The following is a 15,339-nucleotide window of genomic DNA, read 5'->3' on the forward strand; positions in this document are numbered from 1 at the left end:
GAAAAGCGCGTAGACATAGCCCGTCGTAGATATCGCATCTGGTAATTTTGAAAGCGATTGAGCGCTTCTTGACAAAATCCTTGATTGTAATCACAATGTAATTACAATCAAGGATAAGTATCCTCATGGGAAGAGCAATTAGAACCCGTATTGTTAAAATTGGGAATTCTCAAGGTATCCGCATTCCTAAACTTCTGCTAGAACAGAGTGGTATTGGTGAAGAGGTAGAAATTGAAATTCAAGATTGTTATCTAGTTATCCGTGCTGCTTCTCAATCGCGTCAGGGGTGGGACGAAGCATTTGCAACAATGGCGAAGCAACACGACGATACAATGCTCGATGATGCCGTAACTACAGAGTGGGAGCATCTAGATTGGGAGTGGTAGTCAATCGATTTGATGTGTTTTTGGTTAACCTCGACCCAACGATTGGCAGTGAGATTCAAAAGACAAGACCCTGTGTAGTAATTTCACCAGATGAGATGAATAAATATATTGCCACGGTTATTGTTGCTCCGATGACAACTAAAGGACAGTCTTACCCGACTCGTGTTGCTTGTCAGTTTCAGGGCAAGGATGGGCAAATCGTTCTAGATCAAATTCGTACAGTTGACAAAACTCGATTAGTCAAAAAGCTAGGTCAGATTAACTCTGATGAACAAAAAGAAGTTTTAGATACTTTAGCTGAAATGTTTGCGGAATAATCCTATACACCGAATGGTTATGAGATTGCACCCTAATGGTTATATCAATTCTGTATAAATACGAATTATATAACATCTCTGGTTATCTTCAACATTTTATTTCCACCAGGCTGTAGTTCGTATTCAACCTTTTCAATATCTACCTTATAACCAATTGAAGTGTAATATTTGACAATTTCATCTAAATGTTGTGAATGTTTCCACATTAAAGTTATGAGAGGAAAAATTCGGACTTCTTTAGCAATACGCAGCATCTCACCTATAGAATCTAGGTGAAAATTGTAATCCAGATGGTCTGAATATAAAAACAATAAATGTGAACATAGGGCTATATCAAATTCTTGATTTTTAAATGCCAATTTTGGTAATTCACCAACTATGTATCTGTTGCTTTTTTTGCCAGTTTCATAATCAGACAGAAATTCTCGAATAACTTTGACGCGATTGTGTCGCAAATCATCTGGAGATTTATGATAGCTCCATACCCAATCATTTGATGTAGCCTTGACTTGATTAATGATATTATCTACCACTTCATTAAATCTTTGCAATATTTCATCACCAGAAAATTGGTATAGTGGATCAACAGAAACTACACTTTTGTCCTGACGCGTCATTTCTGCATTAAAGCTTGCCGGCCCATCCCCAATCCCAATAATTCTTTTATTTAAATCTGCATTTGTTAAATTGAATATTTTTATATATTCATCCATTGACCTTCCAAAAGGAACTACTTTTTCTAGAACCATTGCCATAGATTTACCTCCTCAATAGACTGATTAAACCAAATGATAAGTAAGTGGGTCAAATAAATATAAAACCTCACCTTGCCTCAGGCTTCCCTCTCCAAAATATCGGAGAGGGATTGAGGGTGAGGTTTGATCTTATATTTAATTACGCCTACCTACTTAGCAAACTCAAAAGACTTGATAGGCTGCGAAACGGCAATCATTCAGAAGCATGTTAAGTTATTTTACAATTCTCAAGGGATTTATACGTCTAAAATATAGCAGCGATCGCAGCCGCATAAAGATTTCTACCTGTTCTTTTTGACAGCAGCGATCGCAGGCTTGAGGGAGACTTCAAGACCCCAGTGGCTCCCCTTTTTAAAGCCAGGGCTGTTTCATCCAAATTCGTAATTCAAAAATTACGAATTATCTAGCTTGCTTCTTGCCGGAGGCGAGTATTACGAATTACGAATTATTCACTTTGCCTTGCCAAACAATTTCTTTAACTTTGATTTCTTTCGGAATCAATTTAATTTTGTAGAAGGTATCTGCAACCTCTTGTTGTTTAGTAATTACTTCATCTGTGAGCGGAAGTACATCATAGTCACGCCGCTTTTCTGCTATTTCCAACACAGGAACATCTATACCCAAAGCAGGGGAAAGAAGTTTAGCAACTTCACTAGGATTATTCTTTGCCCATTCACTAACTTTCTTCACCTGAGCGAGAACTATTTTCAAGGCATCCGGCTTGGCATCAACAAAAGATTTTGCAGCCAGATAATAACCATGATTGGGAGCTAATCCCGTCGCATCTGCTAAGGTACGTGCGCCTGTTGCTGCTTCTGCTGCGGCTAAGTACGGGTCCCAAATTGCCCAAGCATCAACGTTTTTTCGCTCAAATACAGCACGAGCATCTGCGGGAGTCAGAGTTACTCGTTGAATGTCACTGTACTGTACCCCTGCCTTTTCCAACGCTTTCAGCAATAGGTAGTTAGCATTAGAACCTTTGGCAAAAGCCACTTTTTTACCCTTGAGTTCAGCCACACTTTTAATAGGTGAATCCTTGGGCACCAGAATAGCTTCAGCCTTGGGACTCCAAGGATCGTAGGCAACATAAACTAAAGGAATACCCCCGGCTTGAGCAAATATAGGTGGTGATTCTCCGGTATAGCCAAAATCAATACTACCTGCATTCAATGCCTCTAGGAGTGGGGGGCCAGCCGGAAATTCCGACCAAGTTACAGAAGTTCCTGAAGCTGCGAAAGCTTTTTCTAATTCCCCTCTCGCCTTCAGCGCATAGAGAACAGTTGACGCTTTCTGGTAACCTATGTGAACTGTGGTACCGCTAGCTGCTGGACTGGGGGCTTGGGTTGTCTGCGTTGTGCCATTGTCGCCTGCGCTTGGAGAACAAGCAGAGACAGTCAGAGTTAAGCTAAGTCCCACTGCAAACAGTAGGAAAAAAGTACGGATTCTTCGTTGTTGGAACCTTTCAAGGAAGGCAAAAGCCATACCCAACAGTCGGGTTGGAAAGAACTTAGTCAACATCATCACTCTGCTTTAAAAGGTAAATTAATATCAGACTACAGCAAAACTACGGTCTAACTCCGGCAAGTTTATTGATTTACCGTATTACTCCAGAATGATAAAAATATCACATAATTAAAGCTGAAATGCAAGTTTATTCGATGAATACAAAATTTTCCTTAAAAGTCATAGCAACGTCAAATCTAAACTCAATGGGATTAGAAAGCACGCAATGACAGATAATATTCTTCAACAACAGATTGAGTACTATTGCGCTAGAGCCAACGAATATGATCAGTGGTTCTATAGGAAAGGACGCTACGATCGCGGTATCCAAAATAACCAGTGCTGGTTTAAAGAAGTAGCTGTTATTAAAAATACATTACACCAAAGTGGGGTAGTGGATGATATTTTAGAGTTAGCATGTGGTACAGGTATCTGGACACAGGAGCTTTTAAGTATCGGTAAAAAAATTACTGCGATCGATGCCTCTAAAGAAGTGATTACAATTAATCGCTCGAAGTTAAATTCACCGAGTGTTGAATATCACCTTATAGATTTATTTACATGGGAACCTGACACTGAATATAATTTAGTTTTCTTTGCCTTTTGGCTCTCTCATGTGCCGCCAAAATTACTCGATTAATTTTTGACAAAAGTCTATCAATCTGTTCGCCTGGGTGGACAAGTATTTATAATTGACTCTCACTTTGAACCGACATCAACGGCTAAGAATCATATTCTTAAAGACGACGGAAACATATATAAAAACCGAAAGTTAAATGATGGTCAAGAATTTCAGATTGTCAAAATTTTTTATCAGCCTGATCAAGTTCAAGATAAGCTTAAAAAAACAGGCTTTCAGGCTGAGGTAAAGGTGACAGATAACTATTTTATCTATGCACATGGGAGAAAGGTTTAAAAAATTCGTAATTTCCACTATGCCTCACTGATTCAGTATCAACTAAATGCTATAGCAGTATCAGACGTATTTTTTCTAATCGAGACATCAATTCAACATAACATGAGGAAGCATCAGGCGACGATTTTCTATAACTACTCCTTAAGTTATGTACTGATGCTTGATCGTGTATATATATTGGTAATAGCTATACAGATGACTTTTGTGGGATTAAAGGAGTAGAAATGAAATGTATTTTTATTGACAGCGAATAACGTTATCTAGAGCTAGGTGAACAGAGAATTGAAGACCTTTTTAAAATTGAAGATAGATTATTGATCAATCTTAGTTAACTAGTTCCGTGGGTTTAAGTCCCCCGGTTCTAAAACCGGCAAGTAATGCGATTGGGGTTAAATACCCCGAAGTTTTGTGGACGGAAACCGTCCCCACAAACTTCTCTTCATTACAAAACTTAATTACGAATTACGTACAGCCCTTTGGGCATGAAAACCGCGGAGCGTGCCGGAGGCTCTATTACGAATTACGAATTATTTAATTATGCTTGCCGAGTAAGCAAAATCAAATCCACTAGCTGCCTAACAGACAGTTTGCAATGCAAATTCTTAAAGTACTAACTAGAGTCTATCTTAGTCCCATAGACTTGGATGAGGCGATCGCTTTCTATGAAAACCTCTTTACAGAAAAATGTTGGTTGTGGTTTCAATATTCCGAGACTGAGTTGGAACTCGCCGGTGTGGGTTCTATTCTTTTAATTGCTGGTTCGCCAGAAGCACTCTCTTCATTCAAGACTACACATGCAACATTTCTCGTTGACTCACTCAATGATTTTCGAGAAGCGCTGATTCAGCAGGGTGCAGTGATTCTGGCGGAACCTAACAAAGTTCCCACTGGAGTCAATATGCGAGCGATGCATCCTGATGGTACTATTATTGAATATGTTGAGTTTGCTTGATTAATTTTTCCAAAAAGATATTTGGATCACTTTATCACAAGCTTTTACCACCATATCCATAACCACTTTAACATATTTGCAGACATCAGCAAATTAAAATATCAAGAAAGTATCATTTTCGATTTCCTTCGTGTCCTTCTTTAACGAGACGCGGTTCGTGCTTCATACTCTATGCCGATACCTGAGAAAACAAAGGTATGGTTAGATTAATTTAAAGGAAAATAACTTATGTCTGATTTAATTAACAAACAAATCATCCTTAAAAGTCGTCCAGTTGGCGAACCAAAGGAGAGTGATTTTGCTTTAGTAGAAATACCAACTCCCGAACCGGGTGAAGGCGAAATTCTTAGCCGCACCATTTATCTATCTCTAGACCCTTACATGCGTGGCCGCATTAGTGCAGGAGAGTCTTATGCTGCATCAGTAGAATTAGATTCAGTTATCGTAGGTGGTACAGTCAGCCAAGTAATTAAATCAAATCATCCTCAATTTCAAATTGGGGATTTTGTTCTTAGTAATAACGGCTGGCAAACTTATGCTGTATCTAAGGGTGAGACAGTGCGTAAACTCGATCCTACTCAAGCACCTTTATCCTATAGTCTAGGTGTACTGGGTATGCCTGGTCTAACTGCTTATGCTGCTCTACTTGATATCGGTCAACCAAAAGAAGGTGAAACTGTTGTGGTTTCAGCCGCTTCTGGTGCTGTCGGTGCTGTAGCAGGTCAAATTGCTAAAATTAAAGGTGCGCGAGTCGTGGGAATTGTCGGGAATGACGATAAGCAAGATTATATAGTTAAAGAATTAGGTTTTGATGTTGGCATTAACCGCAAAACTCAAAAACTTAATTCAGCGCTCAAAGAAGCTGCTCCTAATGGTATTGATGTTTACTATGACAATACAGCAGGTGTGATTTTAGAAACTGTGTTGCAACAGATAAACATTGGGGCAAGAATTCCACTAGTAGGTTTGATTTCGGAGTATAACGCTACATCTACTCCATCAGGGCCTAATTTAAGACCACTGCTAATCAAACGAGCTTTAATCAAAGGTTTTTTAGTTGGTGATTATCAACATCGGTTTAATGATTTTTTGCGTGATGTTTCTGGATGGTTGCAGTCTGGTAAACTTAAGTATAAAGAAGATGTAGCTCTTGGTTTAGAGAACGCTCCTAGTGCATTCATCGGTTTACTTCGAGGTGATAATTTTGGCAAGCTGATTGTTAAGGTCAATGACGACCCAACTACAGCTTAAATCTTTTCCCTCACCCCCAGCCCCTCTCCCAAATATGGGAGAGGGGAGACATAATTCTAGTTTCCCCTTCTCCCATCTTTGGGAGAAGGGGTTAGGGGATGAGGGCAAACACAAAGTTTTTGCACCTGACGGGATGTTCCTGACAAACAAACAGTTCAACCTCTCGAAGAGTAAATAGAATCAACGCAAAGGGGCAACTTTTCTACTTGCGCCTGGTTGTGCGATCGCTAGATGATTACCCTGAATTTGAACTAAAATTTAGGAAGGCTTTTTCCCATCTGAAACCATTTGCGAAAGAATATAGGCTGCGAAATCTAGTAACTGATCTAGCAAAAAGCCAATGATACCGATGTAGAGAATCACTTGGATTATATAATCGGCATTGCCAGCTTTATAAGCATCCCAGAGGGTAAAGCCAAGTCCTTTTGGGCCGATTAACATTTCTGTAGCAATAACTATAAACCAGGCTACCCAAATGCTAACTTTCAAGGCATGAAATAGATGAAATATAGCTGCTCGAAAGTTATTGTTCTGTCTATGAAAATGCCGCATTCCTATTGCCGTATTAATAATCATCGTCCAGAGAGTTCCTAAAAAAACTACTACAATCGCAGCCGATTCGCTCTCTTGAAATGCTATTAAGGCAATAGGTAGCAAAGCTATAGGGGGAATACTATGTGGGATTTGAAATATCAGCCTAAATAGCTGATAAATCATGCTATTAATGCCTATGAAATATCCGATAAAACTACCCAAGACAACGGCTGGAATGTAACCGACAAATAACCGTTGTAGGCTAGCTAAAATGTCTAAAAACATATTATTCTCTCTGCCTCAGTTCTCATAGAAAACATTTGGGAAATACTGTGGCAACAACACAAGATAGCGAATAAAAAAGTGTCTTGAATTACATTTATCTTTCAATACCATAAGATTTCTGATATTTTCTCCTCCTTAATAGCTAATCAAAAACTTAGGTATTTTTACGATGTGATGGTAGTAATACAAAGAAGAGGTAAAACTTGGCTTTACTAAACATTATCAGAAAAATAAATTCTGATTAGTAAATTAAATACAATTTCCAGATTTTTTTTGCTTGATAATTGTACTAAGTAGGTAGGCGTAATTAAACATAAGATAAAACCTCACCCTCAATCCCTCTTTGATGCTTTGGATAGTTGACTACTTTTTCTTTCTAACGATACAAGACAAAAAAATAAAAATGGTGCAAATTAAGAGTAGTGTAAATATCATAAATTATGGACGCTGCCAAACGCCTTGCTACTCTCAACCGCATCCGCAAACTCAGCCGTCTGATGGATACATCTATACGTATCCCTCTGACAGGTTTTCATATTGGAATAGACCCAATTATCGGTTTGGTTCCAGGTGCTGGTGATTTAATCAGTACAGCGTTTTCAGCTTACATCATATTTTTAGCTACCCGTTTTGGCATTCCACGCCAAGATTTAACCAAAATGATTTTTAATGTTGGTTTGGAAGCAGTCGTTGGTACTGTGCCTTTAGTGGGTGATTTATTTGATGCTTTCTATAAGTCTAATATTCGCAATTTGGCAATTTTAGAGCAACATTTGACAGTAGTTGAACCAGAACTCAAAGAAGTGTCTGATAAACTTTACTCTGGTAAGTTTAACCAAGTTTAAGTCTTTTCAGTCAGACTAGTACAGCTTGGCAGAAGTCACGCATTCACGCATTCAAAAGTATTATGGAATAAGCTCTTTAGGGATTTTAAATGATTGCTCTATTTCCGCCAACCTGTACTAGTATAAATCCCTGAATATTCTGCTCGGAACCAATACTGTGTAGGTTTTGAAGATTTGTCGGTTGGGTTGAACTTAAACCACGTCTATCTTGAAACCTATAGTTCTTCCATGATGAAAAGGATTTTTCCCCAACCCCGAATCCCAGATTTAGGATTCGGAGAGCCAGGATTTAAAACTCCCTCTCAAGCATTTGGGAGAGGGATTTAGGGAGAGGATGAAAACTACGGTTCTTAACTTAGGTAAGGTTTAAGGACAGGGCTATTTCATTCTATATATAAACCGCCCAGAACTGAAGTTCTTTGGCTTTTAGCTAAAGTCCGTTAAAACGGACTATAACCTTTTTTCAGTCGTCTTTAGACGACTTTCGCTATTAGACTCAGAATTTATTCTGAGGCGGGCTAGATGAGAATGAAATAGCCCTGGGTTTAAGGATTACCCAACAAAGCTTTGATTATGTTGGCTTTCATTCCTCAACCCAACCTAAATTAGTTTTATGTAATACCATTTCTTTGTGAGGCTGCGCTAAATTTTATTGACTTCTTATTTATTTCTTTCTTTGTGTCCTTTGCGACCTTTGCGGTTCGTTCCTCATATATGGCGCATCTTCATACAGAATTGGTATAAGGAACAAGAATTAAATAACATACAATTTATGTCCCTAGCTTACCTCACCCTCAATCCCTCTCCTTCTAAAGGAGAGGGAAGCTAGATAGTTCATGAAGTTTTGCATTTTATTTAATCCACGTTCCTAAAGACTATTATTTTCCTAGATTCCGCTTCATTTGTTCTAACTCATCCTGAGTTTCCCAGCTACGGAACTTTTCTTCTAAGTCATCCAATCCACCAGAATAACTGCTAGTTTTATTCGACCAGCCGCTAGTTTCAAAATGCTGCTGGGTTTGCGCTTTAGCACGCGCTGTCTGTGCAACGGCTGCTTTAGCTTGGACTTCCTGTCGTCGCTGCTGAATTTTTCGCAGTAGTTCCTGAGATTGGTTAATGCGTTCTTTCAGCCCTTGCATGTGTCCCCAGCGCTGATTTCCTTCGCGCAATAGGGTTGCTTCTCGTTCACCCGCCGCCGCCGCCAAATCTTCTCTACCAGCGTTTTTGGCTTTTTGAATACGGATATGCCAACGCTGAATTTCTTGAGCGGTGGAGAGAATTTCTTCTTGCGATCGCTTTTCTTGTAATTGTAAATCTGCGATCAGCTTTAATGTGCCTTCCTCTTGCTCACGCAGCTGTTCTAGCAGCGCCTCTAACTCCAAATGTGGATTGTTACGCAAGAATTCTTCTAAACGGTCTTCTAGAAACCGACTCAAATCATCAAATAAGCCCACTGCTAGAACTCCAGAGATCGGGTGCGTGATTATTTTATTGTAGTAATTAATGTTCATACTTGTGGGGTATTGTTTATTTCAAAGCCCCTAAGTCTTTAAATGAATGCGATCGGAGGGGGCATTTAACCCCCTGACAAATCTTGTAATTAAGAGTCACCGCCACACCACAATGGTTGGTGGGAGTACTTTTGCTGATATCTACATGGAACAGCAAAAACTATAGCAAAAGACGATCATCCTTTAGTCCTATCTGTCGGTAAATCACGGTAGCAGATTTCTGAGATTTGGCGAGATATTCGAGTCAATAGTTATTGTGATTTTGACCTATTGCCAACTATTCTTGTTGAGTCTGCTGTTTTCATCTCAGAGTTTTCAGCATTGTCAACCTCAAGAGTTCGCAGCAATTCTCGAATTACATCAGTTGCTGGCCTTCCTGTCGAAGCACAGTAGGATTGAAGTTTCTTCATTTCCTCGGTTGTGAGATTTACTGTCAGTCGTTTAACAGCCCATTTTTTATTCATGATCCTCTTTTGTCTTTAATATGTTCCTTTTTCCCGAAATCATCAAGTCATTACGATTTCTCCCGCAGTGCATAGCCTACACCACGGGACGTATGAATCACACGCTTTTCTTTATTGTCTTTCAATTTTAGTCGTAGATAACCAATAAAAACCGGAATAATATTAGAATCACCCATCAAGTCGTAACCCCAAACTCTCTCTGATTTTAGTTTCTAGTAAACATTTGGCGCGGATGTGAGAGGAGATATTCTAATAAGTCAAACTCTTTTACTATTAACTTAATGCTTCGTTTACCAGAAAAACTTCACGGGTAGGGTGATTTAAGCTTAAACCTTCAAATTGCAACAAATTCTCGTCTGTTTATTGCGTGCGCCAGAGATAGGCGCGAATTATAGTTAAATTTTGTTGACTGGTTTAGTTAGCGATCGCTTGTAGTTATATTAGCCTAAACCTCCGAAGATTCAGCAGACGACGGAATAATTTCAAGACCATATTTTGAAGCAGCCAACACTTTTTCTATGTCTGCAAGACTAACACTAGGTACTTGGGTTCTCTCTAAGATTGGCACACCTACTTTCATAAAAAACTTCTCTAACCCGGCGACGGGCTAACCCTATCGTTTAGCAGCAATACAAAAAGCAGTTTTAGGATTGCTGTACTTATTTCATTAATTTCACTTTTTAATATTTAGCTATTGTAATTAGTTGCGTTCTTAATATCATCTATCAATTCATCAATCCTTGCTTGAGTCGTATTCCAAGAACACATAAAACGTACTCCTCCCACGCCGATAAATGTATAAAACTGCCAGTTTTTTGCTTTTAAGGTGTGAATGACTTGCTCAGGTAGTTTAACAAACACAGCATTAGCTTCTCTAGGAAACATCAAGTCAACATTTTCTATATTCAATAGTTGATTTTCTAAGTATTCAGCACATTGATTCGCATGTCTGGCATTTTTTAGCCAAGCACCAGTTTCTAATAAACCCAACCAGGGAGCAGAGATAAACCGCATTTTTGAGGCTAGCTGACCTGCTTGCTTGCATCGATAATCAAAATCCTCTGCTAGCTCTTTGTTGAAGAAAAGAATAGCTTCACCTAATGCCATTCCATTCTTTGTACCACAAAAGCACAACACATCTACTCCACTTTTCCAAGTAATTTCAGCAGGGCTTTTATTCATAGTGGCAACTGCATTTGCAAAACGAGCGCCATCCATGTGAATTTTTAAGTTATACTTTTTCGCAACTTCTTTAATTTTCAGAAGTTCTTCAATAGAATATAAAGTCCCTAATTCAGTTGATTGGGTGATGCTAATAACTTTAGGTTTAGGATAATGAATGTCAGTCCTTTTAGTGACAATTGCCTCTATAGCCTCTGATGTTAATTTACCATTTTTACCTTGAGCAAGTAACAGTTTAGAGCCATTAGATGCAAATTCAGGTGCGCCACATTCATCTGTTTCTATGTGAGATGTTTCATGACAAATGACGCTGTGATATGACTGACAAAGGGCTGCTAAAGATAAAGAATTGGCGGCTGTACCGTTAAAGGTAAAAAATACTTCACAATCAATTTCAAAGAGTTCCCGAAAATAATCTGTGGCTTTTTGAGTCCATTCATCATTTCCATAGGCTGGAACACTGCCTTGATTTGCCCTAATCATATATTCTAGGGCTTCTGGACAAATTCCAGAGGAATTATCACTTGCAAACTGTTCTAATTGGCTAATCATAATCTCTATTTTAATTTTTATCAGTAATTGTTCTAATCTTAGGCAATAAATTTTAATTTTGGCAACTCCAAAATTGACATAGATGCTATTAACGTTATGACTTACGCAACAACTCTCTTAAACTCTTATTTCTCCGTGCGCTCTGCGTCCTCTGCAGTTCGATTTTACGTTACCTATGCGTAAGTCCTGAACCTTTCAAATTATAGCGGTTCTCATTTGAATAGGTATTGGGTAGGGAGCAATGAGTGCTTAAATCTTTTCCCTCACCCCCAGCCCCTCTCCCAAATATGGGAGAGGGGAGACATAATTCTAGTTCAACGAAATAGCCCTACTTAATCATTCAGGAACAAAAATTTTCGACTTATCTAAAAACTCGTGAATCTTAACCTTTTGATTATCACAAATTAAATATTACTGCTATGTCTTGCATCAAGCTGTTAATTATTTTTTGTTTTCGGAGCTTTTATTTAAGTATTTATAACAATAATCAGCATATTCATGCTAAGTAGTTTATACTATTGTATCACTTTGCTAATCTCCACAAAAAACTGGAGTCTTAGTTCTCCATTACTGAGATGTTAAATTACTAGGGTGTCTTCGTCAAGCTTGCGTTTAGGGAATTCGGAGACGTTAAACATTGTAAATAACTAAGTATTATACTAGAAAAATAAATTTTCTTAATTAAAATGCTAATCATATACTTATAATGTACCATACAAAGCCCGACCAATAACTATGACATCACTATTGGGCTATTTGTCCTTTGTCCTTTGCTAATGACCAATGACAAATGACCAATGACCAATGACCAATGACTAATAACTAATGACTGAACCATTGATTGAACTGAAAGGTGTTTCTAAGTCCTTTGGTAGCCATAAAGTTCTAGATAATGTAGACTTAAGCATTTACCGGGGAGAAGCACTAGGGATTATTGGCCCATCGGGGACTGGTAAATCAACAATTTTACGGGTAATGGCGGGGTTACTTACTGTTGATGAAGGAGAAGTTTATGTACAAGGAGTGCGGCGAGAGGGTTTGATAGAGGATGGTGGCCAGCAGGTTGGCATTGGCATGGTGTTTCAGCAGGCGGCGCTATTTGATTCGCTGACGGTGCAGGAGAATGTGGGGTTTTTACTTTATCAAAATTCAAACCTACCGCGATCGCGCATCCAAGATTTGGTAAAAGAAAAATTGGATATGGTAGGTTTGCCAGAAATAGGCCATCTCTACCCAGCCGAACTTTCGGGGGGAATGCGAAAACGCGTAAGTTTTGCTCGTGCGATTATGTCTAATCCCGATGATCTCACAGAAGGCCCAGAAGTTCTACTATACGACGAACCAACAGCCGGACTTGATCCGATTGCCTCAACAGTAATCGAAGATTTAATCCGCTATTTGCAATGTTTACATGGAGTTTGTAGTACTTATGCTGTTGTTACCCACCAAGACAGTACTATGCGCCGTACAGCTGATAGACTTATATTCCTTTATGAAGGTAGAGTGCAGTGGCAGGGTACAGTTAGTGAAACATACAACACAGAAAATCCTTTAATCAAACAATTTCTCAGTGGAAGTGTGCAAGGGCCGATTCAAGTCATCGGTTAGAAAGTGAGGAGTTAAGAATCAGGAGGGAGAGTTAAATTCAACTCCTAACTCATAACTCATAACTCATAACTCATAACTCATAACTCATAACTAATTATTGGGTGGAGGAAAAAAATGCGAGGTCTTATGACAAGCCGCTTCTCTCCGAGAGGCTTCGCCAACGCGTCTGGGCGAACATTTAGAGAAGGCTCTGTGGGGTTGTTGCTCCTGCTAGGATTAGGGGTATTTGGGTTACTCTTTTTGTGGTTAAATAGATTCACTCCTGCTGGTCGTTCATACAAAATTATTGTGGAATTTGCTAACGCTGGCGGAATGCAAAAGGGAGCAGCAGTTCGCTATCGTGGTTTTAAGGTAGGAACTATTTCCCAGGTTCGACCCAGAGCAAATGCCATTGATGTAGAGATTGAAATTGGCCAAACTGACTTACTTCTCCCCCGGAATGTACTGGTGGAAGCTAATCAAAGCGGATTAATTAGCGAAAGTATTATCGACATCACACCAAAAGCAGCCTTACCTACTGGGGTTGTGATTGCTAAACCCCTAGATAAAAATTGCGATCAGAGCCTGATAATTTGTAATGGCTCTCGGTTAAAAGGTCAGGTTGGCATCAGTGTTGATGAATTAATTCGCAGTTCAACTGATTTAGCAGCTGCATATAATAACCCCCAATTTTATAGAAATGTCAATAGGGTTCTAGAAACTACCACAACCGCAGCAACCAGTTTTACTGGGCTAAGTCAAGATTTACAAGGTTTGACCAAAAACTTGCGACAACAACTTAATACCTTTTCAGCCACTGCTAATTCAGTGCAACGAGCGACAAACCAACTTAGTACATCTTCGAGTCAAACAATAAATCAATTCGGTGCAACTGCAACTCAAGCAAATCGTTTGCTGAACAATCTGGATAATTTATTGACAACAAATCGTTCTTCGCTGGTTGGCGCTTTGAACAATATCACCGAAACGAGCAACCAACTGCGTGTTACAGTCAGTAGCCTATCACCAGCTGTGAATCGATTCACTCAAGGAAAATTAATCAACAATTTAGAAACTCTTTCAGCAAATGCGGCGCAAGCCTCAGCTAATTTACGTGATGCTTCAAAAACCTTAAACGATCCAAAGAATGTGGTGCTGCTGCAACAAACTTTAGATTCAGCACGAGTAACCTTTGAAAATAGCCAAAAAATTACATCTGATTTGGATGAGTTGACAGGCGATCCTACTTTCCGACAAAATTTGCGGCAATTGGTGAATGGTCTAAGTAGTTTAGTATCTTCTACACAACAGATGCAGCAACAAGTGCAAGTTGCTAGTACTCTAGATTCGGTAAAAACTGCTGTGAGCAAACCAAAGAATCTAATTCCTATCCCAACACCAACTCAAGAGGCAATGTCTAATGATAAGTCTCTATCGGTCTACGTAATTAATCCCCCACCTGCTAATTTTGCCAGTACCGACATCAACCCGGAACCAACCCCAACTCCCAGTCTGTCTATCTCTAACTCATCCCAAGAAAACCTTTTGAAGCAGCTGCGGGAGTATGGTAAGCAACGGGAGCAACTGGAGACGGGAAAATAGGCAATACAGCTTGACCGAATTTTAAAATAATTCGTAATTCGTAATTCGTAATTCGTAATTCGTAATTCGTAATTCGTAATTCGTAAATTTTGTTTTGTAATGGGGATTTAACCCCAATCGCATTACTTACCAGTTTTAGAACCGGGGGACTTAAATAATTCGTAATTCGTAATAGAGCCTCCGGCACGCTGCGCGGTTTTCATGCCCAAAGGGCTGTACGTAATTCGTAAATTTTGTTTTGTAATGGGGATTTTAACCCCAATCGCATTACTTGTCGCTTGTTAGAAGCGAGGGACTTAGACCCCTCAAAAATGTTAAACCCACGGAACTAAACCTGATCTAAGTTGATAACCGTAGTTTTTGCCCTCACCCTAAATCCCTCTCCCAATTTTGGGAGAGGGACTTTGAAATTCTGGCTTCTCTTCTGGCATATATGGGGGATAGGTTGGGGGATGAGGGCAAATCCTTTTGAAAAGAGTTGAACTACAGGTTTCAAGATAGACGTGGTTTAGTTAAATTTTGGATAATGGAATTAAAAGATTCGTGTTGAATAGTTTGCCACGGAGTGATATAGTGTCCGCTTGATTGCTTATTAAACCCGAAGAACCCCAAAGAGCCAAAGCTATGCTTTGTCTCCCCTAAGAGCAAGCGAAGAGGGGATTAAGGGGAGCCAAATCTAAAATTGTTTAGATCCAAT

General features: G+C 39.2%; 16 protein-coding genes and 1 pseudogene. 9 read left to right on the forward strand and 8 right to left on the reverse strand.

Annotated elements, in window-relative coordinates:
* Window positions 1-125 precede the first annotated feature (125 nt).
* Complete coding sequence (locus tag V7K73_RS28990; protein ID WP_334885426.1) at window positions 126-386, forward strand: AbrB/MazE/SpoVT family DNA-binding domain-containing protein; 261 nt, start codon at window positions 126-128, stop codon at window positions 384-386.
* Window positions 359-703, forward strand: coding sequence for a type II toxin-antitoxin system PemK/MazF family toxin (locus V7K73_RS28995; protein ID WP_334885428.1), 345 nt, complete (start codon window positions 359-361; stop codon window positions 701-703). The genes V7K73_RS28990 and V7K73_RS28995 overlap by 28 nt, the downstream gene beginning before the upstream one ends.
* 65 nt (window positions 704-768) lie before the next feature.
* On the opposite strand, the gene V7K73_RS29000 is transcribed toward V7K73_RS28995, so the two are convergent.
* From V7K73_RS29000 to V7K73_RS29010, 3 genes are all read right to left on the reverse strand, one after another.
* Window positions 769-1,458 (reverse strand): SAM-dependent methyltransferase, encoded by a 690-nt coding sequence (locus V7K73_RS29000; protein ID WP_334885429.1) that lies wholly within the window; start codon window positions 1,456-1,458, stop codon window positions 769-771.
* Window positions 1,459-1,702: 244 nt separating this feature from the next.
* Complete coding sequence (locus tag V7K73_RS29005) at window positions 1,703-1,834, reverse strand: hypothetical protein (RefSeq protein ID WP_334885431.1); 132 nt, start codon at window positions 1,832-1,834, stop codon at window positions 1,703-1,705.
* Window positions 1,835-1,896: 62 nt separating this feature from the next.
* Window positions 1,897-2,976 carry a sulfonate ABC transporter substrate-binding protein gene (locus V7K73_RS29010; RefSeq protein WP_334885609.1) on the reverse strand — a complete coding sequence of 360 codons (1,080 nt, stop codon included), beginning with the start codon at window positions 2,974-2,976 and terminating at the stop codon, window positions 1,897-1,899.
* 211 nt (window positions 2,977-3,187) lie between these two features.
* Between V7K73_RS29010 and V7K73_RS29015 the strand changes: the two genes are divergently transcribed.
* The 4 genes from V7K73_RS29015 (at window position 3,188) to V7K73_RS29030 (ending at window position 6,080) form a co-directional block, all read left to right on the forward strand.
* Window positions 3,188-3,601: a class I SAM-dependent methyltransferase gene (locus tag V7K73_RS29015; RefSeq protein WP_334885433.1), complete on the forward strand. Its 414-nt coding sequence runs from the start codon at window positions 3,188-3,190 to the stop codon at window positions 3,599-3,601.
* A gap of 3 nt (window positions 3,602-3,604) precedes the next feature.
* On the forward strand, window positions 3,605-3,877 hold the full coding sequence (locus V7K73_RS29020) for a hypothetical protein (protein WP_334885436.1): 273 nt from the start codon (window positions 3,605-3,607) through the stop codon (window positions 3,875-3,877).
* A gap of 592 nt (window positions 3,878-4,469) precedes the next feature.
* Complete coding sequence (locus tag V7K73_RS29025; protein ID WP_334885438.1) at window positions 4,470-4,829, forward strand: VOC family protein; 360 nt, start codon at window positions 4,470-4,472, stop codon at window positions 4,827-4,829.
* A gap of 228 nt (window positions 4,830-5,057) precedes the next feature.
* A complete protein-coding gene (locus V7K73_RS29030) occupies window positions 5,058-6,080 on the forward strand; it encodes an NADP-dependent oxidoreductase (RefSeq protein ID WP_334885440.1) in 1,023 nt (340 codons plus the stop codon).
* Between the two features lie 258 nt (window positions 6,081-6,338).
* On the opposite strand, the gene V7K73_RS29035 is transcribed toward V7K73_RS29030, so the two are convergent.
* Window positions 6,339-6,899 (reverse strand): nitrate transporter, encoded by a 561-nt coding sequence (locus tag V7K73_RS29035; RefSeq protein WP_334885442.1) that lies wholly within the window; start codon window positions 6,897-6,899, stop codon window positions 6,339-6,341.
* Between the two features lie 440 nt (window positions 6,900-7,339).
* On the opposite strand from V7K73_RS29035, the gene V7K73_RS29040 reads away from it, so the two are divergent.
* Window positions 7,340-7,744, forward strand: a complete 405-nt coding sequence (locus V7K73_RS29040) for a DUF4112 domain-containing protein (protein ID WP_334885444.1) — start codon at window positions 7,340-7,342, stop codon at window positions 7,742-7,744.
* 878 nt (window positions 7,745-8,622) lie between these two features.
* Here the strand turns inward: V7K73_RS29040 and V7K73_RS29045 are convergent.
* The 4 genes and pseudogenes from V7K73_RS29045 to V7K73_RS29060 all read right to left on the reverse strand — a co-directional run bounded on the left by V7K73_RS29045 (window position 8,623) and on the right by V7K73_RS29060 (window position 11,453).
* Window positions 8,623-9,198, reverse strand: a complete 576-nt coding sequence (locus V7K73_RS29045) for a TIGR04376 family protein (protein WP_334885611.1) — start codon at window positions 9,196-9,198, stop codon at window positions 8,623-8,625.
* Window positions 9,199-9,506: 308 nt separating this feature from the next.
* The gene (locus V7K73_RS29050; protein ID WP_334885446.1) at window positions 9,507-9,719 is read right to left on the reverse strand and encodes a CopG family transcriptional regulator; all 213 of its coding nucleotides are present in this window, start codon (window positions 9,717-9,719) and stop codon (window positions 9,507-9,509) included.
* Between the two features lie 50 nt (window positions 9,720-9,769).
* Window positions 9,770-10,118, reverse strand: a pseudogene (locus tag V7K73_RS29055) (winged helix-turn-helix domain-containing protein); the annotation flags it as partial.
* Between the two features lie 288 nt (window positions 10,119-10,406).
* The gene (locus tag V7K73_RS29060; RefSeq protein WP_334885448.1) at window positions 10,407-11,453 is read right to left on the reverse strand and encodes a threonine aldolase family protein; all 1,047 of its coding nucleotides are present in this window, start codon (window positions 11,451-11,453) and stop codon (window positions 10,407-10,409) included.
* Between the two features lie 825 nt (window positions 11,454-12,278).
* Here V7K73_RS29060 and V7K73_RS29065 point away from each other — a divergent pair.
* Entirely contained in the window at window positions 12,279-13,061 is a 783-nt protein-coding gene (locus V7K73_RS29065; RefSeq protein WP_334885450.1) for an ABC transporter ATP-binding protein, read from the forward strand.
* A gap of 114 nt (window positions 13,062-13,175) precedes the next feature.
* Window positions 13,176-14,642 carry an MlaD family protein gene (locus V7K73_RS29070; RefSeq protein WP_334885452.1) on the forward strand — a complete coding sequence of 489 codons (1,467 nt, stop codon included), beginning with the start codon at window positions 13,176-13,178 and terminating at the stop codon, window positions 14,640-14,642.
* The last annotated feature ends 697 nt before the right edge of the window (window positions 14,643-15,339 follow it).

This window comes from Nostoc sp. (assembly GCF_036916975.1).
Classification (GTDB): domain Bacteria; phylum Cyanobacteriota; class Cyanobacteriia; order Cyanobacteriales; family Nostocaceae; genus Nostoc.

Excerpts from the sequence above, each read along its gene's own strand:
- V7K73_RS28990 (WP_334885426.1), top strand. The coding sequence starts at position 126 with ATGGGAAGAGCAATTAGAACCCGTATTGTTAAAATTGGGAATTCTCAA.
- V7K73_RS29000 (WP_334885429.1), bottom strand. The coding sequence starts at position 1,458 with ATGGCAATGGTTCTAGAAAAAGTAGTTCCTTTTGGAAGGTCAATGGAT.
- V7K73_RS29010 (WP_334885609.1), bottom strand. The coding sequence starts at position 2,976 with ATGTTGACTAAGTTCTTTCCAACCCGACTGTTGGGTATGGCTTTTGCC.
- V7K73_RS29015 (WP_334885433.1), top strand. The coding sequence starts at position 3,188 with ATGACAGATAATATTCTTCAACAACAGATTGAGTACTATTGCGCTAGA.
- V7K73_RS29025 (WP_334885438.1), top strand. The coding sequence starts at position 4,470 with ATGCAAATTCTTAAAGTACTAACTAGAGTCTATCTTAGTCCCATAGAC.
- V7K73_RS29030 (WP_334885440.1), top strand. The coding sequence starts at position 5,058 with ATGTCTGATTTAATTAACAAACAAATCATCCTTAAAAGTCGTCCAGTT.
- V7K73_RS29035 (WP_334885442.1), bottom strand. The coding sequence starts at position 6,899 with ATGTTTTTAGACATTTTAGCTAGCCTACAACGGTTATTTGTCGGTTAC.
- V7K73_RS29040 (WP_334885444.1), top strand. The coding sequence starts at position 7,340 with ATGGACGCTGCCAAACGCCTTGCTACTCTCAACCGCATCCGCAAACTC.
- V7K73_RS29050 (WP_334885446.1), bottom strand. The coding sequence starts at position 9,719 with ATGAATAAAAAATGGGCTGTTAAACGACTGACAGTAAATCTCACAACC.
- V7K73_RS29060 (WP_334885448.1), bottom strand. The coding sequence starts at position 11,453 with ATGATTAGCCAATTAGAACAGTTTGCAAGTGATAATTCCTCTGGAATT.
- V7K73_RS29065 (WP_334885450.1), top strand. The coding sequence starts at position 12,279 with ATGACTGAACCATTGATTGAACTGAAAGGTGTTTCTAAGTCCTTTGGT.
- V7K73_RS29070 (WP_334885452.1), top strand. The coding sequence starts at position 13,176 with ATGCGAGGTCTTATGACAAGCCGCTTCTCTCCGAGAGGCTTCGCCAAC.